The 24697-nt window shown below is 71.6% G+C and carries 29 protein-coding genes; 16 read left to right on the forward strand and 13 right to left on the reverse strand.

All coding sequences use genetic code 11. From position 1 onward, the window contains the following. A complete protein-coding gene (locus tag CRP49_RS28340; protein WP_179851773.1) occupies positions 1 to 930 on the reverse strand; it encodes a DMT family transporter in 930 nt (309 codons plus the stop codon). A 74-nt stretch (positions 931 to 1004) separates the two neighbouring features. Here CRP49_RS28340 and CRP49_RS28345 point away from each other — a divergent pair, with 74 nt between their 5' ends. After that, positions 1005 to 1907, forward strand: coding sequence for a LysR family transcriptional regulator (locus tag CRP49_RS28345; RefSeq protein WP_097255903.1), 903 nt, complete (start codon positions 1005 to 1007; stop codon positions 1905 to 1907). Between the two features lie 3 nt (positions 1908 to 1910). Here CRP49_RS28345 and CRP49_RS28350 read toward each other — a convergent pair whose 3' ends face one another. Beyond that, a complete protein-coding gene (locus CRP49_RS28350; RefSeq protein ID WP_097255904.1) occupies positions 1911 to 2378 on the reverse strand; it encodes a pyridoxamine 5'-phosphate oxidase family protein in 468 nt (155 codons plus the stop codon). Positions 2379 to 2527: 149 nt separating this feature from the next. On the opposite strand from CRP49_RS28350, the gene CRP49_RS28355 reads away from it, so the two are divergent. After that, positions 2528 to 3172, forward strand: a complete 645-nt coding sequence (locus CRP49_RS28355; protein ID WP_097255905.1) for a cysteine hydrolase — start codon at positions 2528 to 2530, stop codon at positions 3170 to 3172. A gap of 6 nt (positions 3173 to 3178) precedes the next feature. Here the strand turns inward: CRP49_RS28355 and CRP49_RS28360 are convergent, their stop codons facing one another. Continuing rightward, the gene (locus tag CRP49_RS28360; RefSeq protein ID WP_097255906.1) at positions 3179 to 3700 is read right to left on the reverse strand and encodes a Rieske (2Fe-2S) protein; all 522 of its coding nucleotides are present in this window, start codon (positions 3698 to 3700) and stop codon (positions 3179 to 3181) included. Positions 3701 to 3875: 175 nt separating this feature from the next. On the opposite strand from CRP49_RS28360, the gene CRP49_RS28365 reads away from it, so the two are divergent. The 7 genes from CRP49_RS28365 (at position 3876) to CRP49_RS28395 (ending at position 10089) form a co-directional block, all read left to right on the forward strand. Further along, positions 3876 to 4640, forward strand: coding sequence for a HipA family kinase (locus tag CRP49_RS28365; RefSeq protein ID WP_097255907.1), 765 nt, complete (start codon positions 3876 to 3878; stop codon positions 4638 to 4640). After that, positions 4637 to 5086: a DUF3037 domain-containing protein gene (locus CRP49_RS28370; RefSeq protein ID WP_097255908.1), complete on the forward strand. Its 450-nt coding sequence runs from the start codon at positions 4637 to 4639 to the stop codon at positions 5084 to 5086. The genes CRP49_RS28365 and CRP49_RS28370 overlap by 4 nt, the downstream gene beginning before the upstream one ends. Before the next feature lie 147 nt (positions 5087 to 5233). Further along, positions 5234 to 5995, forward strand: coding sequence for a 3-oxoacyl-ACP reductase FabG (gene fabG / locus CRP49_RS28375; protein WP_097255909.1), 762 nt, complete (start codon positions 5234 to 5236; stop codon positions 5993 to 5995). Positions 5996 to 6024: 29 nt separating this feature from the next. After that, complete coding sequence (locus CRP49_RS28380; RefSeq protein WP_094219554.1) at positions 6025 to 6789, forward strand: SDR family oxidoreductase; 765 nt, start codon at positions 6025 to 6027, stop codon at positions 6787 to 6789. Positions 6790 to 6990: 201 nt separating this feature from the next. Next, complete coding sequence (locus tag CRP49_RS28385) at positions 6991 to 8568, forward strand: ABC transporter substrate-binding protein (protein ID WP_097255910.1); 1578 nt, start codon at positions 6991 to 6993, stop codon at positions 8566 to 8568. A gap of 82 nt (positions 8569 to 8650) precedes the next feature. After that, on the forward strand, positions 8651 to 9334 hold the full coding sequence (gene ung / locus CRP49_RS28390) for a uracil-DNA glycosylase (protein WP_097255911.1): 684 nt from the start codon (positions 8651 to 8653) through the stop codon (positions 9332 to 9334). Between the two features lie 233 nt (positions 9335 to 9567). Beyond that, positions 9568 to 10089: a tetratricopeptide repeat protein gene (locus CRP49_RS28395; protein ID WP_097255912.1), complete on the forward strand. Its 522-nt coding sequence runs from the start codon at positions 9568 to 9570 to the stop codon at positions 10087 to 10089. A gap of 24 nt (positions 10090 to 10113) precedes the next feature. Here the strand turns inward: CRP49_RS28395 and CRP49_RS28400 are convergent, their stop codons facing one another. From CRP49_RS28400 to CRP49_RS28410, 3 genes are all read right to left on the reverse strand, one after another. Next, positions 10114 to 10587 carry a hypothetical protein gene (locus CRP49_RS28400; RefSeq protein ID WP_097255913.1) on the reverse strand — a complete coding sequence of 158 codons (474 nt, stop codon included), beginning with the start codon at positions 10585 to 10587 and terminating at the stop codon, positions 10114 to 10116. A 114-nt stretch (positions 10588 to 10701) separates the two neighbouring features. Then, complete coding sequence (locus tag CRP49_RS28405) at positions 10702 to 11214, reverse strand: DinB family protein (protein WP_097255914.1); 513 nt, start codon at positions 11212 to 11214, stop codon at positions 10702 to 10704. Then, positions 11174 to 11848, reverse strand: coding sequence for a TetR/AcrR family transcriptional regulator (locus CRP49_RS28410; protein WP_179851774.1), 675 nt, complete (start codon positions 11846 to 11848; stop codon positions 11174 to 11176). The genes CRP49_RS28405 and CRP49_RS28410 overlap by 41 nt, the downstream gene beginning before the upstream one ends. 74 nt (positions 11849 to 11922) lie before the next feature. Between CRP49_RS28410 and CRP49_RS28415 the strand changes: the two genes are divergently transcribed. Both CRP49_RS28415 and CRP49_RS28420 read left to right on the forward strand, forming a co-directional pair. Next, complete coding sequence (locus tag CRP49_RS28415; protein WP_097255915.1) at positions 11923 to 13134, forward strand: FAD-dependent monooxygenase; 1212 nt, start codon at positions 11923 to 11925, stop codon at positions 13132 to 13134. 10 nt (positions 13135 to 13144) lie between these two features. Then, entirely contained in the window at positions 13145 to 14056 is a 912-nt protein-coding gene (locus CRP49_RS28420) for a Gfo/Idh/MocA family protein (protein ID WP_097255916.1), read from the forward strand. Here CRP49_RS28420 and lnt read toward each other — a convergent pair. From lnt to CRP49_RS48070, 3 genes are all read right to left on the reverse strand, one after another. Then, on the reverse strand, positions 13974 to 15539 hold the full coding sequence (gene lnt / locus CRP49_RS28425; protein WP_097255917.1) for an apolipoprotein N-acyltransferase: 1566 nt from the start codon (positions 15537 to 15539) through the stop codon (positions 13974 to 13976). The genes CRP49_RS28420 and lnt overlap by 83 nt on opposite strands. Before the next feature lie 82 nt (positions 15540 to 15621). Beyond that, entirely contained in the window at positions 15622 to 16104 is a 483-nt protein-coding gene (locus tag CRP49_RS28430) for a nuclear transport factor 2 family protein (RefSeq protein WP_094219564.1), read from the reverse strand. A gap of 81 nt (positions 16105 to 16185) precedes the next feature. Then, the gene (locus CRP49_RS48070) at positions 16186 to 16563 is read right to left on the reverse strand and encodes a HEAT repeat domain-containing protein (RefSeq protein ID WP_257033504.1); all 378 of its coding nucleotides are present in this window, start codon (positions 16561 to 16563) and stop codon (positions 16186 to 16188) included. Positions 16564 to 17309: 746 nt separating this feature from the next. Here CRP49_RS48070 and CRP49_RS28440 point away from each other — a divergent pair. After that, positions 17310 to 17921, forward strand: a complete 612-nt coding sequence (locus CRP49_RS28440; protein ID WP_097255918.1) for a DUF4291 domain-containing protein — start codon at positions 17310 to 17312, stop codon at positions 17919 to 17921. 39 nt (positions 17922 to 17960) lie between these two features. On the opposite strand, the gene CRP49_RS28445 is transcribed toward CRP49_RS28440, so the two are convergent. The 3 genes from CRP49_RS28445 to CRP49_RS28455 all read right to left on the reverse strand — a co-directional run bounded on the left by CRP49_RS28445 (position 17961) and on the right by CRP49_RS28455 (position 20398). Beyond that, the gene (locus tag CRP49_RS28445; protein ID WP_257033505.1) at positions 17961 to 18833 is read right to left on the reverse strand and encodes a YihY/virulence factor BrkB family protein; all 873 of its coding nucleotides are present in this window, start codon (positions 18831 to 18833) and stop codon (positions 17961 to 17963) included. Between the two features lie 179 nt (positions 18834 to 19012). After that, entirely contained in the window at positions 19013 to 19192 is a 180-nt protein-coding gene (locus CRP49_RS28450; RefSeq protein WP_094219654.1) for a hypothetical protein, read from the reverse strand. A gap of 330 nt (positions 19193 to 19522) precedes the next feature. After that, positions 19523 to 20398 carry an undecaprenyl-diphosphate phosphatase gene (locus CRP49_RS28455; protein ID WP_097255919.1) on the reverse strand — a complete coding sequence of 292 codons (876 nt, stop codon included), beginning with the start codon at positions 20396 to 20398 and terminating at the stop codon, positions 19523 to 19525. 272 nt (positions 20399 to 20670) lie between these two features. Here CRP49_RS28455 and CRP49_RS28460 point away from each other — a divergent pair, with 272 nt between their 5' ends. Genes CRP49_RS28460 through CRP49_RS28475 form a run of 4 tightly spaced genes read left to right on the forward strand, consistent with a single transcriptional unit; the run spans position 20671 to position 24193 of the window. Beyond that, complete coding sequence (locus CRP49_RS28460; protein ID WP_097257575.1) at positions 20671 to 21819, forward strand: Gfo/Idh/MocA family protein; 1149 nt, start codon at positions 20671 to 20673, stop codon at positions 21817 to 21819. Next, positions 21816 to 22745, forward strand: a complete 930-nt coding sequence (locus CRP49_RS28465; protein ID WP_097255920.1) for a PmoA family protein — start codon at positions 21816 to 21818, stop codon at positions 22743 to 22745. Before CRP49_RS28460 ends, CRP49_RS28465 begins: the two co-directional genes overlap by 4 nt. Further along, on the forward strand, positions 22739 to 23461 hold the full coding sequence (locus CRP49_RS28470) for a cupin domain-containing protein (protein ID WP_097255921.1): 723 nt from the start codon (positions 22739 to 22741) through the stop codon (positions 23459 to 23461). Before CRP49_RS28465 ends, CRP49_RS28470 begins: the two co-directional genes overlap by 7 nt. 21 nt (positions 23462 to 23482) lie before the next feature. Then, a complete protein-coding gene (locus tag CRP49_RS28475; RefSeq protein WP_097255922.1) occupies positions 23483 to 24193 on the forward strand; it encodes a hypothetical protein in 711 nt (236 codons plus the stop codon). Here the strand turns inward: CRP49_RS28475 and CRP49_RS28480 are convergent. Further along, the gene (locus CRP49_RS28480) at positions 24190 to 24660 is read right to left on the reverse strand and encodes a helix-turn-helix domain-containing protein (RefSeq protein ID WP_097255923.1); all 471 of its coding nucleotides are present in this window, start codon (positions 24658 to 24660) and stop codon (positions 24190 to 24192) included. The two genes, CRP49_RS28475 and CRP49_RS28480, sit on opposite strands and share 4 nt — an antisense overlap. Positions 24661 to 24697 lie beyond the last annotated feature (37 nt).

Consider the following 24697-nt stretch of genomic DNA (forward strand, 5'->3'; position numbering starts at 1 on the left):
CTAGGCGCCCCGCCGAAGCTGAGTAAGCGCAGCCCCCGCAAGAACGACCACCGCCCCCACCGGCGTGGTCCACCGCAGCGACTCCCCGAGAATCGCCACCCCCGCAGCCGTAGCGATCACCGGAATGAAGTACGTGACCATCTGCGCCGTAGTAGGCCCCACTTCAGCAACCAACCCGTACTGAATGAGCACCGCCAGCCCCGTCCCCAGGGCCCCCAGCGCGGCGATCGCCAACAGCGGGACCAGCGAGAAGTGATCCGGAAGCGAAGTGAACAGCGGCGTCACAACGGCCAGTTGAACCGTGGCCAAGAGCAACTGCGCACCGGTCATCGACAAGTGAGAGTTCCCCGTACCCGCCAGATTCCGCCGAACATAGATCCACCCGATGGGATAGCTCAGCGAGGCCAACAGAGCCATGGCAGTACCCGTCGCGTCCAGCCCATGGAACCCCTGCCAAGCTCCCAGCACAGTCAGCACCCCCAGGAACCCCAGGCCAAGTCCAGCGAAGCGAACCCGCGTGGGCCGGTCCTCCGAGAGCGCGACCAGAGACAGCGCCATGCCCCACAGCGGTGACGTCGCGTTGCAGATGCCCGCCAGCGTGGACGGGATGGTCAGCTCCGAGTAGGCGAAGAGGGAGAACGGCAGGGCGTTCAGGAAGAACGCGGCGACCGCCATGTGACCCCAGACACGCGCCCCGCGCGGCAGCCGCTCCCGCTTCACGGCCATCGCCGCCGCCAGTACCGCCGTACCGAAGATCAGCCGGCCCAGGGTGACCTGGAAGGGCACGTAGCCCTCCGTGCCCACCTTGATCAACAGGAAGCTGAAGCCCCAGATCAGCGAGAGGACGGCGAAACGCAGCCGCCAGTCGAGGCGGGTGCGGGGGCGGGCAGGGGCGGGGGACTGGGTTCGGGGTGCGGTGACCGTGCTCATGGCATCAACCATGCTGGAGGCAACCTCGTAGCACAATCGAGATTTCCCACCCGGTACCTCTTAGGATTGCTTACATGTTGAATCTGGAGCGCCTGCGTACCCTCGACGCCCTCGCCCGGCACGGCTCGGTCAGCGCCGCCGCCGACGCGCTGCACGTCACCACGTCCGCGGTGTCGCAGCAGCTGGGCAAGCTGGAGCGGGAGATCGGCCAGCAGCTGCTGGCCAAGAACGGGCGGGGCGTACGGCTCACGGACGCCGGACGGCTGCTGTCCGAGCATGCGGCCCGCATCCTCTCCCAGGTCGAGCTGGCCCAGTCCGACCTGGAGGCGCACCGGGGCCAGGTCGTCGGTGAACTGCGTCTCTCGGCGTTCCCCACCGCCGCCCGCGGCCTGTTCCCGACCGCGCTAGCCGCCCTGCGCGCCCAGCACCCGGGGCTGCGGGTGCGCTCCAGCGAACTGGAACCGGAACAGGGCATCGCCGGTGTGGTGCGCGGCGACCTCGATCTCGCGGTCGTCCTCGACTGGTACAACAAGCCGATGCCCGTACCGGACGGGCTGGTCAAGGCTCCTCTGCTGGACGACGCGGCCGATGTCGCCCTGCCCGTCGGGCACCGGCTCGCGGACCGGGACGAGGTGGACCTCGCCGAGTTCGCGGAGGACGAGTGGATCACCTGGGGCGAGGGCGAGTTCTGCCACGAGTGGCTGATGTTCACGCTGCGTTCGAAGGGCATCGAGCCGATCGTCGGCCACCGGGCCGGCGAGACCCACACCCAACTCGGCCTGGTCGCCGCCGGGTTGGGTGTGTGCATCGCACCGCTGCTGGGCCGCCACCCGGTGCCGCCGGGCATCGTCCTGGTCCCGCTCAAGCAGCGCGTCCGCAGGCATGTGTACGTCATCTGGCGGGCGGACGCCGACCGCCGCCCCTCGATCCGGGCGGCGGTCGACGCACTGCGGACGTCGGCTCAGCGGCTCGCCTGAGCGCTACGCCCCGAGCTTCCGGAAGTCCCAGGACACGATCTTCTCCGGGGTCAGCCGCGCCCAGGCGTGCCGGCCGTCGTGCGGCATCTCGTCCAGGCCGAAGTTCTTACGGGCGAACAGCGTCTCCGCCGTGTCGAGTTCGGCGCACAGCTCCCCGGTGCGCGGCACCTCGCCGACGAACTCCACCCGCCCGGACAGCTCGACCCCGAGCAACTGGTCGTACTCCTCGCCCGAGTCGACCACGACAGCCACCCGCGGATCGCGGCGCAGCTGGGTCCAGCGCCGGCTGCGCACCACTGAGTACAGCCACAGCGAGGTGCCGTCCCAGGCGAACCACAGTGCGCTGACGTGCGGCGCGCCGTCCGCCGAGACGGTGGCGACCCGGCAGGTGCGCTGGCTGGTGAGGAACTCGTCCAGCTCGCCGGGCGTCATCATGATCTTCCGGCCGCGGCGCTGCTGAGTGACGGTCATACGGCTCCCTCTTCTCCCACGTCGTGCCAGAGGAACTTCCGTGCGTATTGATCCTCTGACATCACGTCAGAAAATGGAATGGGTCGACTTCCGCTCCGGCCTCGTTGTGGTTACTCTCACCGCCCCGCACCTCGGCGAACGGAGGCGCCATGCCGTCGTACGAAGACCTCGGTGAGCTGCTCGATCCCGCGAGCACGGTCCTGCTGACCGTGGAGTGCCAGCAGGGGGTGGTCGGCCCGGACAGCGCGCTGCCCGAACTGGCCCGCGAGGCCCGCTCCTCCGGCGCGCTGCGCAACGTGGCCCGGCTGGTCGCCGCCGCGCACGAGACCGGGGTGCAGGTGATCCATGCCCTGGCCGAGCGCCGCCCGGACGGCCGCGGCGCGAGCCGTAACGCCCGCCTCTTCCGCGCCGCCGAACGGCTCCCCGTGCAGCAGCTGACCGGCACCACCGCGGTGCGGGTGGCGCCGCCGATCGAGGTCACCGAGGAGGACCTCGTCGTACGACGGCTGCACGGCCTGTCCCCGATCCAGGGCACCGAGGTCGACGCGCTGCTGCGCAACCTCGGCTGCCGCACCCTGATCGTCACCGGCGTCTCGGCCAACGTGGCCGTTCCCAACGCGGTGTTCGACGCGGTCAACCGCGGCTACACCGCCGTCGTCCCGGCCGACGCCATCGCGGGCGTGCCCGCCGACTACACTCCCGCGATGATCCGCAACACCCTCGCCCTGGTCGCCACGATCACGTCCGCGGACGAGGTGCTCGGCTGCTTCAAACGGCCGCGCCGGCGCGCGTGACGCCGCTCAGCTCAGCTTGATCTCGTCGCCGGAGACGGTGATCTTCGCGGCGGCCAGCGCCTGGGTCGCGGGACCCTGCTTGACACTGCCGTCCTCGACGGAGAAGTGGCTGTTGTGGCACGGGCAGACGATCACGCCGTTGGCCACGCTGCCCACCGCACAGCCCTGGTGGGTGCACTTCGAGGAGAACGCCTTGTAGGTGCCCGCCGTCGGCTGCGTGACCACCACGCCCTCGTCCTTGAAGATCTTGCCGCCGCCCTCCGGGATGTCGGCGGTCTTGGCGAGGGCCGTGCCGCCGCCCGAACCGCCCGAGGCCGAGGAACCGCTGTCCTGCGAGGCCCCGGTCGATCCCGTGGAGCCGGTGGACCCGGTCGTGCCGGACGAACCGGACCCGGTGTTGACGGTGTCCGACGAGTCGTCGCCCGAACCGCAGGCGGTCAGCGCGGCGGCGAGCCCGGCCGCTCCGGCCGCCGCCATGACGGTACGGCGGGCCGGTCCTGCTTCGGGCTTGAGCGAGGCGCTGGTCATGTGGGCGTTCCCTTCCGCGGAGCTTCTCGTGATCCGTCCAGGGGTACGGTCCTGGGGCACCACCTGTTCAGACGGGCACCCAGATCCTTGCCTGGCGGGGATGAGACGGCCGTAAACCACGGCTGTCGACAAGCTGTCGGCGGGGCGCCGCTCCCGCCGACAGTAACCTGGGGCGATGCTCAAGGAAGTCACCGCCACCCGCTACATCACGCCGCTGCGTGAGGGCGGCTCGCTGCCGGGGCTCGTCGAGGCCGACGACTTCGGGACGTACGTCATGAAGTTCACCGGCGCGGGACAGGGCCGCAAGACACTGGTCGCCGAGGTCGTCTGCGGCGAACTCGCCCGCCGGCTCGGGTTCCGGATGCCCCGCCTGGTCACCATCGAGCTGGACTCCGTCCTCGGGCTCGGCGAGCCCGAGCAGCAGGTGCAGGAGCTGCTGCGGTCCAGCGGAGGCGCCAACCTCGGCATGGACTTCCTCTCCGGCGCCCTCGGTTACGACCCGCTCGCCTTCCCGGTGAGCCCCGAGGAGGCCGGGCGGATCGTCTGGTTCGACGCGCTGATCAACAACGTGGACCGCTCCTGGCGCAACCCCAACCTCCTCGTGCACCGCGGTGAGCTGTGGCTCATCGACCACGGCGCCACGATGATCTGGCACCACAACTGGCCCTCCGCCGAGGCCTCCGCGGCCCGCCCCTACGACGCCTCCGACCATGCCCTCGCCCGGTTCGCCCCGGCCGTGACCGCCGCCGCGGCCGAGCTGGCGCCCAAGGTCACCGAGGACCTCCTCGCCGAGGTCACCGCCGAGATCCCCGACGCCTGGCTGGCCGGCGAGCCCGGCTTCGACACCCCGGACGACCTGCGGCGGGCCTACGCGCGGCCCCTGCTCGCCCGGGCGGCCGTCGTCGCCGAGCGCATCACCGGTATCGAGGAGGGCAAGTGAGCGAGACCCACATCCACATGGCCGGTCATGTGGCCGAGCGCCACATCACTCGGGCGGGCCAGGGCGGCGACCGGGACGTGTTCGAGTACGCCCTGCTGCGGGTCGTACCCCGCGTGGAGCGCGGCGAGTGCATCAACGCGGGCGTGGTCGTCTACTGCCGGGCCCAGGCCTACGTCGGCGCGCGCACCCACCTCGACGAGGCCCGGCTGCTCGCGCTCGACCCGGCGGCCGACGTGGCCGGGGTGCGGGCCGCGCTCGGTGCGATCGAGCGCCACTGCGCGGGCGGCGAGGAGGCCGGGCAGGCGGCCGGCGACGACGCGGGGCGCCGCTACCGCTGGCTGGTCGCGCCCCGCTCCACCATCGTTCAGCCCGGACCCGTGCACACCGGACTGACCGCCGATCCGGCGGCCGAAACGGAGCGTCTGCTGGACCTCCTGGTGAGGTAATGGATCACACCACCCGGTGTCCCGTTGACACCGGGTGCCAGGGCTTCTAGCGTCACGGGTGCTGAAGGTACTAAGCGGTCGCTCACCGCACCAGGCAGGCTCTCTCAAGAGCCAGACAGGTTCTCTCAAGGGCGAGGAGAAGCACCAATGTCCACCACTGAACAGCGGGTCGCGATCGTCACCGGCGCGGCGCGCGGTATCGGCGCCGCCACCGCCGTACGACTGGCCGCCGAGGGTCGCGCGGTCGCCGTGATCGACCTGGACGAGGCCGCCTGCAAGGACACGGTCGAGAAGATCACCGCGGCCGGCGGCAAGGCCATCGCGGTCGGCGCGGACGTCTCCGACGAGGCGCAGGTCGAGGCGGCCGTCGCCCGGGTCGCGGCGGAGCTGGGCGCCCCGACGATCCTGGTCAACAACGCGGGCGTGCTCCGCGACAACCTGCTGTTCAAGATGAGCGTCTCGGACTGGGACACCGTCGTGAACGTCCACCTGCGCGGCTCGTTCCTGATGACCAAGGCCGTCCAGAAGCACATGGTCGACGCGGGCTTCGGCCGGGTCGTCAACCTCTCCTCGTCCTCGGCGCTCGGCAACCGCGGTCAGGTGAACTACTCGGCCGCCAAGGCCGGCCTGCAGGGCTTCACCAAGACCCTCGCCATCGAGCTGGGCAAGTTCGGCATCACCGCCAACGCCGTCGCCCCCGGCTTCATCGCCACCGAGATGACCAAGGCCACCGCCGACCGCGTCGGCATGGGCTTCGACGACTTCAAGAAGGCCGCCGCCACCCAGATCCCGGTGCAGCGAGTCGGCGAGCCCGAGGACATCGCCAACGCCATCGCCTTCTTCACCGGCGAGGCGGCCGGCTTCGTCTCCGGCCAGGTGCTGTACGTCGCCGGCGGACCGCTGAACTAGGGCATTCAGGGATATTGGGGAACACGGACATGACTGAACTCCCGGAGCTTTCCGGCAAGGTCGCGCTCGTCACCGGCGCGAGCCGCGGCATCGGCTACGGCGTCGCCGAGGCGCTGATCGCCCGCGGTGACCGCGTGTGCATCACCGGCCGCAACGAGGACGCCCTGAAGGAGGCCGTCGAGCAGCTCGGCGCCGAGCGGGTCATCGCCGTCGCCGGCAAGGCCCACGACCTCGCCCACCAGGCCGAGGCCGTCGAGCGCACCATGGAGGCCTTCGGCCGCGTCGACTTCCTGGTCAACAACGCGGGCACCAACCCGGTCTTCGGCCCGATCGCCGACCTCGACCTGGACGTCGCCCGCAAGGTGTTCGAGACCAACGTGATCTCGGCGCTCGGCTTCGCCCAGAAGACCTGGCACGCCTGGCAGAAGGACAACGGCGGCGCGATCGTCAACATCGCCTCGATCGCGGGCCTCGCACCCTCGCCGTTCATCGGCGCCTACGGCGTCAGCAAGGCCGCGATGATCAACCTGACCCAGCAGCTCGCGCACGAGTTCGCGCCCAGGGTACGGGTCAACGCGATCGCCCCGGCCGTCGTGAAGACCAAGTTCGCCCAGGCCCTGTACGAGGGCCGGGAGGCGGAGGCGGCCGCCGCCTACCCGCTCGGCCGGCTCGGCGTGCCCTCCGACATCGGCGGGGCGGCCGCGTTCCTCACCTCCGCGCAGTCCGACTGGGTCACCGGCCAGACGCTCGTCGTGGACGGCGGCATCTTCCTCAACGCCGGCGTGGGCGCCTGACCGGCTCCGCCGACTCGTCTCGTTCGGGCGCCGTTTCCCAGCGGAACGGCGCCCGAAACGCTTCACACGGTCCGCACAGCGCGATGACAACGTCGTCATAGCACAATCGATCAAGAACGCCCGCCCCGGGGGTGGTTCAGAGGCCCGGACGCTGCGGTATGGTCTGCCGACCCTTGGTATGGCAGATCGAGGAGCGTGCGCGTGTTCAACCGGAACCGATTCCTGCGGAGAGTCGCGGCGATCGCGTCCATATCCCTGGTGGCAGGCTGCAGCCTGCTGTCCGACGGCGATCCCGGCAGCAAGGGACCCATCGTCGTGGGTACCACCAGCGCCCCCAGCACGCTGGACCCGGCCGGTGCCTGGGACGGTTCCTGGGAGCTGTACCGGAACATCTTCCAGACGCTTCTCGCCTACCCGAACGGTGCCACGACCCCCCAGCCCGACGCCGCCGAGAGCTGTTCCTTCACCGACTCCGGCAGCCGCACCTACCGCTGCAAGCTGCGCGCGGGCATGAAGTTCGCCGACGGCGACCCGCTGGACGCCAAGGCCGTCCAGCACTCCATCGACCGCATCCGCACCATCAACGCCCCCGGCGGACCCGCCGGCCTGCTCGGCAGCCTGGACTCGGTGGACGCGGTCGGCGACCGCGAGGTGGTCTTCCACCTCAACCAGCCCGACGCCACCTTCCCGTTCGTGCTGGCCACCCCGGCCATGTCCATCGTCGACCCCGACGACTACCCCGCGAACTCCCTGCGCAAGGACACCCAGGTCTACGGCTCCGGGCCGTACCAGCTGCAGTCCTACGAGGAGGGCGAGAAGGCCGTCCTGGTCCGCAACGACCACTACGACGGCTTCGCCAAGCGGCAGAACGACGCGGTGACCATCCGCTACTTCCAGGACTCGGCCAGCATGGTCAAGGCGCTGCGCGACAAGCAGATCGACGTCACCTACCGCGGTCTGGCCGCCGACGACATCATCGCCCTGCAGCGGCACGGCGACACCGACCTGCAGCTGGTGGACGGCACCGGCACCGACATCAGCTACCTGGTGTTCAACCCCAAGGACCCGTGGGCCAAGCAGCCCGCCGTCCGCAGGGCCATCGCCCAGGCCGTCGACCGGGGCGCCATCGCGCACAAGGTCTACAAGGACACCGTGGACCCGCTGTACTCCATGGTCCCCAAGGGCCTCACCGGCCACTCCACGGACTTCTTCGACGACTTCGGCGAGCCCAGCGTCTCCAAGGCCCGCAAGATCCTCCTGGACGCGGGCATCACCCAGCGCGTCCCGCTCACCCTCTGGTACACCACCGACCGCTACGGCTCCGAGACGGCCCTGATGTTCCAGGAGCTCAAGCGGCAGCTGGAGGACTCCGGCCTGTTCACGATCACCCTCAAGAGCCGCCCCTGGAAGACCTATGTGGTCGGCTACCAGAAGGGCGAGTACCCGGTGTTCGGCCGTGGCTGGTTCCCGGACTTCCCCGACGCGGACAACTTCATCGCGCCGTTCGTCGGCGAGAAGAACGCCCTCGGTACGCCCTACGACTCCAAGCAGATCACCTCGGTGCTGCTGCCCCGCTCGCGCGCCCAGAGCGACCGCGCCAAGGTGGTGAAGGACCTGGAGGCAGCCCAGCAGATCATGGAGAACGACGCCCGGCTGCTCCCGCTGTGGCAGGGGAGGCAGTTCGTGGCGGCCAACGACGACATCTCGGGCGGCGAGCAGGCTCTCGACCCGTCGACGATCATGATGATGTGGGAGCTGCACCGCAAGACCAGCTGGTGATTCCGCCGTGCGGCACCGGCTGTCAGTGGTCGCCTGTAGGTTCTGAGATCTGCAAGTGACCGCACATCGTGAGGACGTTGACGTGACCGACACCGCCATGCTGCCCGAGTCCTGGCGCGGGGTTCTGGGCGACGAGCTGCAGCAGCCCTACTTCAAGGAGCTGACCGAGTTCGTCGAGGAGGAGCGGGCGAACGGCCCCGTCTACCCGCCGCGTGAGGAGGTCTTCGCCGCGCTGGCGGCGACGCCGTACGAGAAGGTCAAGGTCCTCGTCCTCGGCCAGGACCCGTACCACGGCGAGGGCCAGGGCCATGGCCTGTGCTTCTCCGTCCGCCCTGGAGTGAAGACCCCGCCCTCCCTCCGGAACATCTACAAGGAGATGCACGAGGAGCTGGGCCTGCCCGTCCCCGACAACGGCTATCTGATGCCGTGGGCCGAGCAGGGCGTGCTGCTGCTCAACGCGGTGCTCACCGTCCGGGCCGGCGAGGCCAACTCGCACAAGGGCAAGGGCTGGGAGAAGTTCACCGACGCCGTCATCCGCGCGGTCGCCTCCCGGCCCGACCCGGCGGTCTTCGTGCTGTGGGGCAACTACGCGCAGAAGAAGCTCCCGCTGATCGACGAGAGCCGGCACGTGGTGGTCAAGGGCGCGCACCCCTCGCCGCTGTCCGCGAAGAAGTTCTTCGGCTCCCGCCCGTTCACGCAGATCAACGAGGCGATCGCCGCGCAGGGCCACGAGGCGATCGATTGGCGGGTCCCGAATCTGGGCTGACGGGTGCGTGGGGCACGACTGCCCGCGGCCGCGGTACGACTCAGCCTGCGGCCGCGCGGTTCCCCGACGGACGCGGGGCCGCATCCCTGCGCGGCTCCGCCGCGGGGGCGCGACCAGCCACGCCCCCGCGGCCGACCACCGGTCCACAGTGCACCGGCGCCGCCTGACCAGCAATCCTCGCGGCGCCGGTTAGCGTCGGGAGCGGACACACCGACGACGGCCCGGAGGGCACCGTGGCGGAGCGACAGGAGCAGGCGGCGCCGGATGCCGTGCTGACGCGGATCGGGCAGGTCGTGATGCTGCATCACGGCGGCGACCGCGAGGAGGCCCGGCACCGCTTCCTCCAGCTGTGGGCGGAGGTCGGCGAGCACGGCGCCCCGCTGCACCGCTGCACCCTGGCCCACTACCTGGCCGACACCCAGGACGACCCGTCCGACGAACTGGCCTGGGACCTCAGGGCGTTGTCGGCGGCCGAGGAGCTGGCGGACGGCCGGGGCGCCGGTGACCCGCTGAGCGTCCGCGCCTTCTTCCCCTCGCTCCACCTCAACCTGGCCGCCGACTACGTCAAGCTGGGCCGCGCCGAGGCCGCCCGCAGCCATCTGCGCCGGGCCCGCCGTGCCGCCGGCTCCCTGACCGACGACGGCTACGGCGACGGCGTACGCGCGGAGATCAGCCGCCTGGAGCTGCGCCTGGGGGACGACGACTCCCCGGACGGCGACTCCTGGAGACCACCGCGACAGCGGCCCACCCCTTAGCGGCTGCACCTCCCTACGGCCTGCTCAATGGCCGTACGTCTGCTCGCAGATCACCGCCTCGGGGCTGTCCCCGCGCCAGCCGCCGTACTCCTTTCCCAGGGCACACACGTCCGGGGCCTTCGGGACCGGCTGTGCCACGTCCGGGAGGTCGACGCGCGGCTTGCGGGGGTGGTCCGGGTGGGGGTGCGGCTGGGGGTGTGCGGGCGGGGCCGGTGGGCGGTTGGTGACCGGCGGTGCCGCCGGCGCCCGGTGTGGGGCGGCGGACGGATGGGCGTGGTGGGGGTGCTTGGACGGGCCGACCATCGCCAGTGCCTCCCGCGCCGGTGCCTGCACCACCCGCGGCTCGGCACTGCCGTCCGGCCGGGGCGCCGTCGGCTGCGAGGGCGAGGTGTCCGGCGGGGGCCCGGGTGGCGCCGGGCTCGGTACGGTCACACAGCCGGAGAGGGCCGAGACGGCCACGGTGACCAGGAGCGCTGCGGTGGTCGTCGTTCGATGCACCCGGGCAACTCTGGTGGGTCGGCCCCCGGCTTGGCACCGCTTACCGGACGTTGATGCCCCCGCACGGGTGATCTCGTGCCCCTTACGAAGGGTTTCCGAGTGCCCAGGGTGACGTCAGTCGCCGGTGGCGCCGTCGATCCGCTCGCGGACGAGGTCGGCGTGGCCGTTGTGCCGGGCGTACTCCTCGATCATGTGCGTGTAGATCCACCGGAGGCTGAACGGCTCCTCGGTGAACCGGCTCTTTCCCCGGGAGAGGTCGTCGAGCGCGAAGCCGGCCGCGTTGCGCCGGGCCGTGTCGATCTCCGCCTGCCAGGTGCCGTGCGCCTCCTCCCAGGTGTCCGCCTCGGTGAGGTGGAACTCGCCGTCCCGGTCCTCCTCGGTGTAGTAGATCGGGCCGGGGTCGTCGCCCACCAGGACCTTGCGGAACCAGCCCCGCTCCACCTCGGCCATGTGCCGCACCAGGCCCATGAGGGACAGCTCCGAGGGCGGTACGGACGCGGTCCGCAGCTGTGCGTCGGTCAGGCCCTCGCACTTCCAGGCCAGGGTCTGGCGGTGGTAGTCCAACCAGCCCTCCAGCATGGCGCGTTCACCGGCGTTCTGGGCGGGCTCCTGGCGTTCCGTCGTCATGCCCGCATCCTCGCAACACCGGGCGGGATACCACCAGCGGGTTTTCAGTGCCCAGCATCCCGGCCAGCAGCTCCCGCAGTCCCTTGCGCACCTCCTCCAGGCTCGGCACCTCGGCACTGAAGGAACCGGCCGCGCACGAGAACATCAGCCCGTCCGCCCAGGCGACCAGCGACAGTACGTGCCGGGCCGGGTCGGTCGAGCCCACGGCGGTGAGCATCGCCGCCAGCTGCTCCTTGAAGACGGCGCCGGTCGCGTCGTAGAAGGCGCGCAACTCGGGGCGGCGGGTGGCCTCCAGGGCCAGCTCGTAGCGGGCGATCAGCAGCTCGCGGCCCCCGGTCAGGGAGCGGTGCACCGCCAGCGCCAGTCCCTCGGCCAGCGCGTCGAGCCCGCCCCGCGGGTCCGGCATCTCCTCCAGCGCGAGCACCCGCGCCTCCCGCTCGGCGTGCCGCCGTACCGCGAGTTCCAGCAGCGCCTGCCGGGTGCGTGCCACGTTCGAGGTCGAGCCCTGCGGCAGCCCGGCCGCCTCGTCCACCGCCCGGTGCGTCAGCCCGCGCATCCCGCGCTCGGCGAGCAGGGCGAGGGCGGTGTCGGCCACGAGATCGGCGCGGGACGCGCTCGGGGTGCGTACGGACATGATCCGACCCTACCCGTCTCACTACGGCTGTAGTACAGTCGCACTCACTACAGCTGTAGTCGTCAGGAGGAGCCATGGCACAGCCGGTCCGCGCGATCGTCATCGGCGGCGGAATCGGAGGCCTGACCGCGGCCGCGGCCCTGCACCGGCGGGGCTGGGAGGTCACCGTGCTGGAGCGGGCCCGCTCGCTGGAGCCGGTGGGGGCGGCCATCTCACTCGCCCCGAACGCCCTGCGTGCCCTGGACGCCATCGGTATCGGCGACGAGATCCGCGACCTGGCCAACTGGCAGGGCGACGGAGGCCTGCGCACCCCGGGCGGCCGGTGGCTGTCCCGCTCCAGCGCCGAGGCCGCCGCCGCCCGCTTCGGCGGCCCGCTGGTCCTGCTGCCCCGCACCACCCTCGTCGCCCGCCTCGCCGCCCTGCTCCCGCCCGGCACCGTCCGCACGGCGACGACCGCGACCCTCGCCGACCCGGGGGACGCGACCCGCCCGGCCCGGGTGAGCGCCGGCGGCGAGGAGTTGGAGGCCGACCTGGTGGTCGGCGCGGACGGCATCAACTCCCGCGTCCGCAGCGCGCTGTTCCCCGCCCACCCGGGACCGGTGTACGCCGGGTTCACCACCTGGCGGGTGCTGATCCCGGTGCCCGGCGCCGAGTTCGCCTCGCACGAGACCTGGGGCCGGGGCCGCATCTGGGGCACCCACCCGCTCAAGGACGGCCGGGTCTACGCCTACGCGGCCGCCATGACCCCCGCCGGGGAGCGGGCTCCCGACGACGAGAAGGCCGAACTGGTGCGCCGGTTCGGGGACTGGCACGACCCGATCCCCGCCGTCATCGCCGCCGCCCGGCCCGAGGACGTCCTGCGCCACGACGTCCACCACATCGCCCGGCCCCTGCCCGCCTACCACCGGGGCCGGACCTGCCTCCTCGGCGACGCCGCCCACGCCATGCCGCCGACGCTCGGCCAGGGCGGCAACCAGGCGATCGAGGACGCGATCGTCCTCGCCCTCCCCCACTCTCGGCTTCGCTCGAGCGAGGGGACCCCCATCAGCGCCGACCTGGCCGCCTACACAGCCGCCCGCCTCCCGCGTACGAGCGAGATCGCCCGCCGGGCCGTCCAGGTCGCCCGCCTCAACATGGCCCGCAGCCGGGCCGTCGTCGCCGTACGCGACACCGCGATCGCCGCCCTGTCGAAGGCCGGTCCCGCGCTGTTCCTGCGGAGCTTCGACGGCATCGCCGACTGGCGGCCCCCGTATGCTTCCGAGCAGGCACACGCGGACAGGCGGTAGGGGAGCGCACGTGAAGGTCGGCTGCATCGGTCTCGGGGACATCGCGCAGAAGGCGTACCTGCCGGTGCTGAGCACCCAGCCCGGGGTCGACCTCCACCTGCAGACCCGCACACCCGCCACCCTCACCCGGGTCGCGGACTCGCTCCACCTGCCCGAGGACCGGCGGCACACGACCCTCGACTCCCTGCTGGAGGCGGGGCTCGACGCGGCCTTCGTGCACGCGCCCACCGTCGCCCACCCGGAGATCGTCACCCGGCTGCTCGAAGCGGGCGTACCCACGTACGTGGACAAGCCGCTCGCCTACGAACTCGCCGGCTCCGAACGGCTGGTGGCCCTCGCCGAGCAGCGCGGGGTCTCGCTCTTCGTCGGCTTCAACCGGCGCTACGCCCCCGCGTACGCGCAGTGCCAGGACCACCCGCGCGAGCTGATCCTCATGCAGAAGAACCGGATCGGGCTGCCCGAGGAACCGCGCTCGATGATCCTGGACGACTTCATCCACGTCGTCGACACCCTGCGGTTCCTGGTGCCGGGCCCGGTCGACGACGTCACCGTCCGCGCCCGCACCGAGGCCGGACTGCTCCACCACGTCGTGCTCCAGCTCGCCGGGGACGGCTTCACCGCGCTGGGCGTGATGAACCGGCTCAGCGGCTCGGCCGAGGAGATCCTGGAGGTCTCCGGGCAGGACACCAAGCGCCAGGTGCTCAACCTCGCCGAGGTCGTCGACCACAAGGGACAGCCGACAGTGCGCCGGCGCGGCGACTGGGTGCCGGTGGCCCGGCAGCGCGGCATCGAGCAGGCGGTGCTCGCCTTCCTGGAGGCAGTGCGCGCGGGCAAGCTGCTCAGCGCCCGTGACGCACTGGCGACCCATGAGCTGTGCGAGCGGGTCGTACGAGCGGTTCTCGACCCGTCCGGCGCTGCCTGAAAGCCCGTACGCCCTCGGTGCCGCACAGCGCGGCCAGCACCAGCAGCGCGCCGTGCACCGGCCAGTCGCCGTAGCGGACGTACGGCGTGACGCCGTGCGCGAGCGGTACGTCGTACACACGCGCGGTGCTCGCGCCGGTGCCGAGCCACGGTCCGAGGCGCTGCCCGCTCGGGCCGTAGACGGCGGAGACGCCGGTCAGCGTGGCGTGCACCATCGGGCGGCCGGTCTCGGCGGCGCGCAGCGCGGCCAGCGAGGCGTGCTGCTCCGGAGCCCAGCTGTGCTGGAAGGTCGAGGTCGCGGACTGGCCGAGGAGGACGTCGGCACCGTCCTCGGCGAGATGCCGGCTCATGTCCGGGAACGCGGTCTCGAAGCAGATCATCGGGCCGATGCGCAGCCCGTGCCCGACGTCCATCACGACCTGCTCGGTGCCGCGCCGCCGGTCCTCGCCCGCCGCCTTGCCGACGGAGGTGGCCCAGCCGAGCAGTGAGCGGGCCGGGATGTACTCCCCGAAGGGAACGAGACGCATCTTGTCGTACCGGGCGCCGGTCGGGCCGTCGGGGCCGATGAGGACCGAGCTCTTGTAGATGCCGGGCCGGTCCGAGCGGCGTGCGTCCACGTTGACCAGGATGTCCGCACCGGTCTGCCGGGACAGCGCCGCGATCCGCCGCGCCAGGTCGGGCCGGCGGCCCAGGTCGAAGCCGACGCTGCTCTCGCCCCAGACGATCAGGTCGACGTGCTGTCCGACCAGCCGCCGGGTCAACTGCTCCTCGTGGTCGAAGCGCCGGTCGCCGCCGTCCATGACGCCGGGCTGTACGACGGCGATCCGGACGCGCCCGTCGATGTCCGGGCGGGGTGACCACACCCAGGCCGCCGAGGTGGCGGCGGCCGTGGCGACGAGCGAGGCGAGGGCGGGTATCCGGAACTCGCGCACGGCCACCAGCATGGCGACCGCGACATTGACGGCCACCACCAGGAAGCTGAGCAGCCACACCCCGCCCACCGAGGCCAGCCGCAGCGCCGGGGCCACCTGCCACTGGCTGGAGCCGAGCATGCCCCAGGGCCCGCCGAGGCCCTGCCAGGAGCGGACCAGTTCCACCGCCAGCCAGGCCGACGGCAGCACCAGCAGCGCGGCCGCGCCCCGCCCCGGCGACGGGACCCCGCCCAGGAACCTGCGGACCAGCCAGCCCCAGGGTGCCCACAGCAGACTCAGCAGCCCGGCTATCAGGAAGAGGAACACATGCAGGCTCGGCAACAGCCAGTGGTGCACGGCCAGCATGAAACCGAAGCCGCCCCACCAGCCGTCGTACGCCGCCCGCCGCCCGGTCGGCGCCGAGCGCACCAGCAGGATCCAGGGGACCAGGGCGATGTACGCGAACCACCACAGCGAGGGCACCGGAAACGCGAACACGGGCAGAGCACCGGCGAGAGCGGCGACGACGGAGCGCCGCCAGGGGGAGGTCGGCCAGCGGTCGATCGTCCTCATACGGAGTCTCCCTACCTGGGCTGCCTCCAGTGTGCGCGCGGGAAGCGATCTCCGACAGAGGGCACAGGGGCGGCTCAGCGGCTCACTCGGGCACGGCCGCCGGGCTGCGCTCGGGCATGCGGCGCCACTTCTCGTGCACGACGACCTCGCGCAGCCGCCAGCCGTCCCGCGTGCGCAGCAACCCGAAGTCGTACCGGCCGCCGCACACCAGGTCCGGCGCGCCGGAGCCGCCGTCGCCCGCGAAGCGCATCGGGTTGAGGTAGTCGGCGCGCACCCGCGCGGTGTCCCCGGTGTCGTGCTCCAGGATCCCGAACCGCAGCCGCCGGTTGACGATCAGATGCTGCCGCATCGCGAACAGGTCCAGACTCTCGGCGAGCCACCCGGCCACCCGGCCGGCCTCGCCCTCGATACCGCCGGCGGAACGGTAGTCGGCCCGCCCGTCCGGCGTGAACAGCCCTCGGTACGCCGTCCAGTCACCGTCGTCCACCGCCGCGGCGTACTCGGTGACCAGCTCGTCCACGGCCAGCCGGTCCATCACGGTAGCGAGCTCTACGCGCTGCGTCATCGGGACAGTGTTGGACATGGGGCGGCAGGTGCCAAGAGGCGTGCCGGACTATTAGGCCGCCCGAACCTGTGTACGCCTGTCTCAGCGAGGGATGCCCGCGTCATCCAGGTACTGGTGCATGACTTGCGTGGGAAGGCTCGGGTTGCCGAGGGCGTGGGTGGAGAGCTCCGGATTCCCGCTGCTTCGGAGGATGAGATCGACTGGCAGCGCGGGGTGCTCGGCTGCCATGGCACGTACACGATCGTCGGGGTCGGCGAGCAGCCGGACCACCGCGTCGACGGGCGCCTCGGGGTCGAGCCCCACCAGCCATCGTTTCTGTGGATCCGGGTCGCACAGCAGGAGGCGTACGGCGTAGTCGTCGTCCTTCGAGAGCAGGTCGACGGCGTCGGCGGGCAGATGCGGGCTGTAGGCGGCGCTGCGCCGCAGCAGGGTGTGGGCCGACCGGGCGCATCGGCGCAAGACGTCGGGATCGGCGCAGAGGCGGACCCATTCGACGGGACAGTGCCGGTCGGACGGCCTGATGGTGACGTCGGCAAGCCTCCAGCATGGCCGCCTGACGTACGTTGTCGTCGGCGTCGCGGAGCAGACGGTCTCGGGTGTCCTCGGAAAGCAAGGTCCACTGGCGGCAGGCGGCCTGCCGAAGGTCCGCGTCCCGGTGGTCGGCGAGCCCGGCGACCAGGCTCGGAGCCGCGTGGCGGCCGAAGGCTGCGCTTCGGCGGACCGGCAGTCCCGGATCGGTGAGCAGGCGCTCCTGAGTGGTCAGGGGCAGTGGCTGCGCGGGGACGCGGAACCCTTCGGGTCCGACGGCCAGAGCATGGCGGACGCGTGGTTCGGGATCGTCCACGAGCCGGGCGCGTTGTTCCGCCGTCACCGCGGCGTTGTCAGCGAACGCGATCCGCAGCCTGCGGTCGGGATGCCTGACGATGGCGTCGACCACCTCGTCCGGCAGAGCACGCATGGCGATCGTGTCCCAGGCCGCGATGGCCTCCTCGGACAGCAGCCGGGTCAGTACCTCGGCCGGCGCCGCAGGATTGCGCGCGATCGCTTCAAGGGTCTCGCGGTGACCGCGATGTCCACTCATGGTGCCCCTCCCTGCTCGCCGGGCCGGCGTCGCGGCCCGCAGATTCTGTGCACGACGCGTGTCCAAGGCCGACGTCGGCGATATTCGGTGGTGCGGGGCGCCGCCGGCAGCCGAACCTGTCCCTGTGAACGATCAATCAGTCGAATCCGAGCCCAAGTTCCGCATCCGGGCCCGGCACACGGACTCCACGGTCACCGTCTACCAGGCCTACCGCCCGGAGATAGGCGCCCCGGCGGCACGCACCGGCCGCTTTCCGGCCTCCTGGAAGCGGGACCGGATGACCTGGATCAAGCCGTCCTTCCTGTGGATGATGTACCGCTGCGGTTGGGGCACCAAGGAGGGGCAGGAGACGGTGCTCGCCGTCGAGATCGCCCGCGACGGCTTCGAGTGGGCCCTGCGGCACTCCTGTCTGTCGCACTACGTGTCGGGCCTGCACGAGAACCAGGCCGCCTGGAAAAGGGAGTTGAGGCAGTCCCCGGCCCGCGTCCAGTGGGACCCGGAGCGGGACCTGCACCTCAACCCGCTGCCGCACCGCTCGCTGCAGCTCGGCCTCGCGGGTGAGGCGGCCGCGCGTTATGCCGACGAGTGGATCGCCGGCATCGAGGACGTGACGCCGCTGGCTGCGGAGATCCACGCGCTGGTACGGGCCGGCGACCTCGACCGGGCGGCGGAGCTGCTGCCGGAGGAGCGGGCGTACCCCGTGGCCGACGAACTGCTCGCGCATCTGCGGGCGTAGCCGTCGAGTTCGCCGGCCGGTGTCGGCCGGCCCTGGCCGTCAGTGGTCCGCGCCCTTGGCCCGGCGATGAGCGACCTGTTCCCGTGCCGTGCGCCACCGTGACCGTGTCTGCTCGACCACGCTGTCCCACTGCCGGCGGACCTCGTGGTCGGAGGGACGGTGGCCCCGGCGGATCCGGCTCAGCTCGTCGCTTACCTCTCGCCCCAGTGCGGCCGATGCGACGAGCATGAGCATGGCGGCGAAGAGGGCCGAGAGCATCGCGAAGACGGCACCGACCACCCCGTAGCGTGCGGCGTAGGAGTTGAAGAGGTGCGGCAGGTAGAGGGCTGCGCCCACGGAGTAGGCCACCGTCAGAACGGCTGCGGTGACGCCGAAGGGGATCAGGTCGGACCACGTGATCCGCTTCGCCGACAGGATCCAGCCGCTCCAGACGAGGAACACCGCCGTCACCGGTGCCTCGCACAGCGCGGTCGTCAGACCCAGCCCGTGCCCGTCGACGACGGCGGAGAGCCACCCGGTGATCACCGCGTAGCCGCCGAGGGTCAGGATCCACCACAGGCCGTAGCGTGTGTTGCGCACGCTGAGGGGCTTCAGTTCCCAGGTCTGCTCGAAGAGTCGCTGCGAGGCTCGCGCGAAGCTCAGCGCCGAGATCGTCAGGAACACCAGCCCGAAGACGCCCCCGCTCGTGCTGGTGCCCGCGGCCGGGGAGAAGAGGGAGTCGACCGCCTCGGCGCCTGCCCCGGTGAGGTGGTAGCGCTGGATGATCCGCTGCGCGGAGTCGTAGTGGACGACGTTGCTGAGGACGGCGCTGCTGAGGATGGCGAGCGGAACCAGCGCGGTGAGAGCGCTGGAGGCCAGGGCCATCGAGCGGTCGAAGCCGACGATCTTCTGAAACCGGTTGATGACCCGCAACGCGAAGGCGGGACGCAGCCAGAACGTCAGCGTTCTGACGAGACGCTCGCGATTGATCCTCGCCGTCCTGCCCTCCGTGAAGATCGCAACTGGTGTGGCGGCGCGAGCCTAGAGGACGGTCACCGGGGTGATGAGGAACGACACGGCCGCGTGCCCGAAGCTGCGGGAGCGAGTGGCGCTCAGGCCGCCTCGATGATCTCTCCGCGGATGGCCTCCGCCCACTCGACCACCAACAGCTCGTACTCCGCGCGCTCCTGGGCCGACAGGGTGCCGCCCGCACGCAGCCACAGCGCCCGGATCTGCTCGTTGACCTCGGCAGCAGACCGCACGGAACCAGGGGGCAGGGAATCGGGGGACATGCGGGCAAGCCTAGGGGCAAGCACTGACACTGCGCTACCGCGCGGCTACGCAGAACGTATGGGGTTGGTCACCGCCCACCGCGTCCGCGTTCTCGGTCGCGCCAGCCCAGAAGGCATATGCCCCACCCGGAGGCCGGGCGGAAGAAGTCACGGCTGACGGTGAAGTGCCGGTCCGCATACGCCCGTTCGCCCCCGGGCCTCCACCGAATCCGCAGGCCACGGCCGCTTCGGCGGAGTCCGCGGGCAGGTGGGAGAGGGCACGTCCAGGTCCGCCCCGGCCGGCGCGCGGGAGATGTCCGAAACGACAGCGGGGGCGGGGCGCCGGCGCCGTCAGCTCGCCGATTCCGCCGCGTGGGGGCTCAGGGCGCCCGCCGTCACCAGCGCGATGATGACGATGCCGAGGGCGACGCGGTACCAGACGAACGGCATGAAGCTCTTGTTGGAGATCCACTTCATGAACCAGGCGATCACCGCGTATCCCGACGCGAACGCGATCACCGTCGCGAACAGGGTCGGGCCCCAGTCGACATCGCCGCTGCCCACCGAGTCCTTCACCTCGAACAGACCGGACGCCAGCACCGCCGGGATGGCCAGCAGGAAGGAGTAACGGGCCGCCGCCTCGCGCTTGTAGCCCATGAACAGGCCACCGCTGATGGTCGCTCCGGAGCGGGAGACACCGGGGATGAGGGCGCAGGCCTGGCACAGGCCGAAGATCAGACCGTCCTTGACGCCGAGGTTCTCCAGCGTCTTGCGCTGCTTGGGCGCGCGGTGCCGCCCACCGGTCTCGTCACGGGCCGCCAGGCGGTCGGCGATGCCGATCACCACGCCGACGACGATGAGCATCGTCGCGGTGATCCGCAGATCACGGAACGGCCCCTCGATCTGGTCCTTGAGCGTCACGCCGAGCACGCCGATCGGGATCGAGCCGACGATCACCAGCCAGCCCATCTGTGCGTCGTGGTCCCGCCGCATCGTCTTGTCGAACAGTGACCGGAACCAGGCCGAGATGATCCGTCCGATGTCCTTGCGGAAGTAGATCAGGACCGCCGCCTCCGTACCGATCTGGGTGATCGCGGTGAAGGCCGCCCCGGGGTCCTTCCAGCCCGAGAAGGCCGCGGTCAGCCGCAGATGCGCGCTGGAGGAGACGGGCAGGAACTCGGTCAGCCCCTGGACGAGTCCGAGGACGAGGGATTCAAACCAAGACATGAAGGTACGACGTCCAAGCGCTGATGGGGTACGTGGCGATGGGGATGCGTGGTGATCATGTGACGAGAGCAGCGTATCTGGCTCTGGAGACCGCCCGGGAACAGGGGTTCGCCGCCTGCCCCCTGGTGCGCGGCCGGACACGGAGGCCCCCAGGTCGCGCCGGGTGTTGACCGGCCCCGGCGCCTCCGCTTACGTTGCAGCGCAGGAGAAAGCGCTTGCTGCACCCGCCGCACCGCGCCGCCGCCGTCCCCGGAGGAGTGCTGAACCCGCCCATGTCCCGCTCGACATCCCCCTTCGCCGGCCGGCGCATCCGGGCGGCCGTCATCGGCGCCGGCGCCATCGGGCGCGGATCCCATCTGCCCGCGCTCGCCCGACTCGCCGAGGAGGGCGAGACGGAGGTCGTGGCCGCCGTCGACATCGACAAGGACGCCGTGGAGGCGTTCTGCGCCGAGGCGGGCATCCCGCACGCCTACACCGACCTGGACCGGATGCTCGCCGAACAGCGGCCCGACCTGGTCACCATCGGCACCCCGCCCACGCTGCACCGCGCACAGACGGTCGCCGCACTGCGCGCCGGGGCCTGGGTGTGGTGCGAGAAGCCCCCGGTGCCCTCGCTCGCCGACTTCGACGCGATCGAGGCGGAGGAGGGCACCGACGGCGGGCCGTACGCGTCGATCGTCTTCCAGCACCGCTTCGGCTCCGGATCCGAGCATGTGCGGCACCTCCTCGCCGAGCGGGCGATGGGGCGCCCGCTGGTGGCCCACTGTCAGACCACCTGGTACCGGGACACCGCCTACTACGCCGTGCCCTGGCGGGGCCGCTGGCACACCGAGGGCGGCGGCCCGGCCATGGGGCACGGCATCCATCAGATGGATCTGCTGCTGGACCTGCTCGGGCCGTGGAGCGAGGTGCGGGCCATGGCCGGCCGGCTCGTGCACGACGTGGAGACCGAGGACGTCTCCACCGCACTCGTCCGCTTCGAGAACGGGGCGCTGGCGACCGTCGTCAACAGCGTGCTGAGCCCCGACGAGGTCAGCCGCATCCGTATCGACTGCGAACGCGCCACCGTCGAACTCACCCACCTCTACGGGCACGCCAACGACAACTGGCGCATCACCCCGGCCCCGGACGTGCCGTCCGAACAGGTCGCCGCCTGGCGGGACTTCGGGCCCGACGTGCCCAGCTCGCACCTCGCCCAGCTGCGGGAGCTGATCGCCAGCATGCGCGCGGGCGAGCGGCCGCGCAGCAGCGGGGCGGACGGGCGCACCAGCCTGGAGCTGATCACCGCGCTGTACAAGTCGGCGTTCACCGACACGACCGTACGGGCGGGCGAGATCGGGCCCGGCGACCCGTACTACACGGCCCTGCACGGCGACGCCCCCGGCTGGGCTCCCGCGGCGGCCGAGGAGGTCCCGGCATGAGCGGCGGGCTGCGCCTCGTCCACGCGCGCGGCGACCGGATCACGGTGACCGAACGGCTCACCGGCGTCGAGCTGTTCGCCTACGTCTACCGCCCGGAGGCGGCCTGGGAGGCGCCGAAGCCGTACCTCCACCCGGTCCGGACCCTGGCGGGCGACGTCGTCACCGACTACCGGCCCAACGACCACCGCTGGCACAAGGGGCTGTCCCTGACGGCCTCGCACCTGTCCGGGGCGAACCTGTGGGGCGGCAACACATACGTCCACGGAAAGGGCTATCTCGAACTCCCCGAGCGGGTCGGCTCGATGGCGCACGCCGGCTTCGACGAGGTCGCCGCCGACGAGGACCGGGCCGTCATCGCCGAGCGGCTGACCTGGCACCCGCACAGCGGCGAGCTGTGGGCCGAGGAGGCCCGCCGCATCGAGGTGCACGACGTCGACCCGGCCTGCGGCTCCTGGGCGCTGACCTGGACGTCCGCGGTGACCAACCGCCGTGAGGAGCCGCTGCGCTTCGGCAGTCCGACCACCGCCGGTCGCGAGATGGCCGGCTACACGGGCCTGTTCTGGCGCGGCCCGCGCGCCTTCCGGGACGGCCGGATCATCGGCCCCGAGGGGGAGGGGCCGGAGCTGATGGGGTCACAGAGCCCCTGGCTGGCACTGTCCGGCGAGCACGACGGCACCGACGGCCACGCCACCGTCGTCTTCGCGCACGCCCCGGAGAACGATCATTCCGGCGCCCAGGGCACCCACCCCGCCCACTGGTTCGTCCGCAACGACCCCTTCGCGGGCATCGCCCCGTCCTGGGCCTTCCACCAAGAGCTGGAGCTGGCCCCCGGCGACACCCTCACCCGCCGCTACCGCGTCGTCGTGGCCGACGGCGCCTGGGAGCGGGAGGAGATCGCCAAGTACCTGGAGGCGCACCCGTGGTGAGCGGGTACGGCGGGCTGCCCGGCGGGGTCGCCGTCTCGCGCCTGTGCGTCTACGACTGGCCCGCCGCCGACGGTCTGCACGGCGGAACCCCCCATCTGCACCTGGCCTGTTCGGAGGGGTACGTGGTCACGGGCGGGACCGGTGCCGTCCAGACGCTGACGGCGTCCGGGTACGAGGTGACACCCCTGGCGGCGGGCACGGTCGCCTGGTTCACACCGGGCACCATCCACCGGCTGGTCAACGAGGGCGACCTGCGCATCACCGTCCTGATGCAGAACAGCGGCCTGCCGGAGGCCGGCGACGCGGTGCTCACCCTGCCACCGGAGTACCTGACCGACCCGGACACCTACGCCGCCGCGACCACGATCCCCGCCGACGCACCGGAGCAGGAACGGGAGCGGATCGCCCGCGCCCGCCGCGACCTCGCCCTGGAGGGCTACCACGCCCTGTGCGAGGCCTCCGGCCCCGAGCCACTGGCCGCCTTCCACCGGGCCGCCGCGGCCCTCGTACGGCCTCGGCTGGCGGAGTGGCGCGAGCGGTGGCAGCGCGGGGCACGGACGGCCGCCGAGACCACCGGCGACCACCTGGACCGCCTCGAACGCGGCGACGTCTCCCACCTCACCGACGCCGTCGTACGCGCCGAACAGCCTTCGGAGCAAGGGAAGTTCGGGATGTGCGGGCGGTTGGACGTGTACCGGTCGGAGGCGTTGTCGTAGGGGCAGGTCACAATGCGTCGCATGACGCGCCTCACGATCGACTGGTCGCAGCTCACGCACGCCTACGGGCCGGCCGACGACATACCCGGACTGTTCGCCCGGCTCGACGGCGGACCGGGGGACGAGCAGGTCTGGCACGCACTGTGGTCGGCCCTGTGTCACCAGGGCAGCGTGTACAGCGCGAGTTTCGCCGCGTTGCCGCTGCTCACGGACATCGCCACGGGCCGCGCAGCCGGCGACCGGGACGAGGCGGTCGCGTTGGCCGGCTTCGTCGTGGCCGAGGCGGAGCCGTCGGAGCGACCCCGGTACGAAGACCAGATCGCCGAGTTGCTTCCGGTGGCCCGCGCCCGTCTGGCGGAGATCCCGACGGGCGATCCGGCGAAGTTCGTGTACCACACGCAGTTCCTGCTCGCGTTCGAGGGCGTGCCGTTCTGGTCGCGGGAACTGGAGATGCTGCTGGAGGAGTTCGAGGCTGAGTGCCCGCACTGCGAGGCCCTCACCGTCGTTCAGGTGGGCGAGTACGTCGACCACTGCGAGGCCGAACTGCACCCCGCGCACCCCGCGGACCTGACGGGCGCCGGCGCCCGTCTGCACGCGCTGGCCGTCGATGCCGGGCAGGTAGCGGTGGCGGACTGGGTGGCCCGGCTCTTCGGCCGGGTGACGTGCCCGGAGTGCGAGACGGTGTTCGGCCTCGCGGAGAGCGTCGTGGGCGCCGGAGCCGGCAGGGGCTAGGCGGCCGTCGGGCCGGTGAGCGTCCAGCCCGGGGCCTGTGGGTGGGCCGTCAGGTCGTCGTGGTGGACGGGCTCGCCGCAGGCCTGGCAGGTGACCTGGGGGACCAGTTCGTTGCCGCAGCTGTGCTCGATGACCATGGGGAGGTCGGCTCCCTTGCGCAGGTGGCGGTCGCCCCACTCCTTGAGGGTCATCAGGACCGGCTCCAGCTCCAGCCCGGCCGGTGTGGGCCGGTACTCGAAGCGCTGCGGGCGCTCGCTGTAGGCGCGCTTGGTGAGGATCCCCGCGTCCACGAGCCGGCGCAGCCGGGTGGCCAGGATGTCGCGCGGGGCGCCGATGTTGCGCACCAGCTGGTCGAAGCGGCCGTTGCCGAGGCACACCTCCCGCAGGACGAGCAGCGAGTACTTCTCGCCGACCAGGGCGAGGGCGTCGGCGATGGAGCAGGGGCGCGGGTCTTTCGTGGCGGCCATGCGGTTCAGTGTAGAGGAGGGTTTGATTTTCCAACTC

Origin of the sequence: Streptomyces sp. Ag109_G2-15, from assembly GCF_900215565.1 — a bacterium.
Lineage (GTDB): Bacteria > Actinomycetota > Actinomycetes > Streptomycetales > Streptomycetaceae > Streptomyces > Streptomyces diastatochromogenes.

Coding starts and splice junctions, on each gene's coding strand:
- CRP49_RS28340 (WP_179851773.1), bottom strand. CDS start 930: ATGAGCACGGTCACCGCACCCCGAACCCAGTCCCCCGCCCCTGCCCGC.
- CRP49_RS28345 (WP_097255903.1), top strand. CDS start 1,005: ATGTTGAATCTGGAGCGCCTGCGTACCCTCGACGCCCTCGCCCGGCAC.
- CRP49_RS28350 (WP_097255904.1), bottom strand. CDS start 2,378: ATGACCGTCACTCAGCAGCGCCGCGGCCGGAAGATCATGATGACGCCC.
- CRP49_RS28355 (WP_097255905.1), top strand. CDS start 2,528: ATGCCGTCGTACGAAGACCTCGGTGAGCTGCTCGATCCCGCGAGCACG.
- CRP49_RS28360 (WP_097255906.1), bottom strand. CDS start 3,700: ATGACCAGCGCCTCGCTCAAGCCCGAAGCAGGACCGGCCCGCCGTACC.
- CRP49_RS28365 (WP_097255907.1), top strand. CDS start 3,876: ATGCTCAAGGAAGTCACCGCCACCCGCTACATCACGCCGCTGCGTGAG.
- fabG (WP_097255909.1), top strand. CDS start 5,234: ATGTCCACCACTGAACAGCGGGTCGCGATCGTCACCGGCGCGGCGCGC.
- CRP49_RS28380 (WP_094219554.1), top strand. CDS start 6,025: ATGACTGAACTCCCGGAGCTTTCCGGCAAGGTCGCGCTCGTCACCGGC.
- CRP49_RS28405 (WP_097255914.1), bottom strand. CDS start 11,214: ATGACGACGGAACGCCAGGAGCCCGCCCAGAACGCCGGTGAACGCGCC.
- CRP49_RS28410 (WP_179851774.1), bottom strand. CDS start 11,848: ATGTCCGTACGCACCCCGAGCGCGTCCCGCGCCGATCTCGTGGCCGAC.
- CRP49_RS28415 (WP_097255915.1), top strand. CDS start 11,923: ATGGCACAGCCGGTCCGCGCGATCGTCATCGGCGGCGGAATCGGAGGC.
- lnt (WP_097255917.1), bottom strand. CDS start 15,539: ATGAGGACGATCGACCGCTGGCCGACCTCCCCCTGGCGGCGCTCCGTC.
- CRP49_RS28430 (WP_094219564.1), bottom strand. CDS start 16,104: ATGACGCAGCGCGTAGAGCTCGCTACCGTGATGGACCGGCTGGCCGTG.
- CRP49_RS28450 (WP_094219654.1), bottom strand. CDS start 19,192: ATGTCCCCCGATTCCCTGCCCCCTGGTTCCGTGCGGTCTGCTGCCGAG.
- CRP49_RS28455 (WP_097255919.1), bottom strand. CDS start 20,398: ATGTCTTGGTTTGAATCCCTCGTCCTCGGACTCGTCCAGGGGCTGACC.
- CRP49_RS28460 (WP_097257575.1), top strand. CDS start 20,671: ATGTCCCGCTCGACATCCCCCTTCGCCGGCCGGCGCATCCGGGCGGCC.
- CRP49_RS28465 (WP_097255920.1), top strand. CDS start 21,816: ATGAGCGGCGGGCTGCGCCTCGTCCACGCGCGCGGCGACCGGATCACG.
- CRP49_RS28475 (WP_097255922.1), top strand. CDS start 23,483: ATGACGCGCCTCACGATCGACTGGTCGCAGCTCACGCACGCCTACGGG.
- CRP49_RS28480 (WP_097255923.1), bottom strand. CDS start 24,660: ATGGCCGCCACGAAAGACCCGCGCCCCTGCTCCATCGCCGACGCCCTC.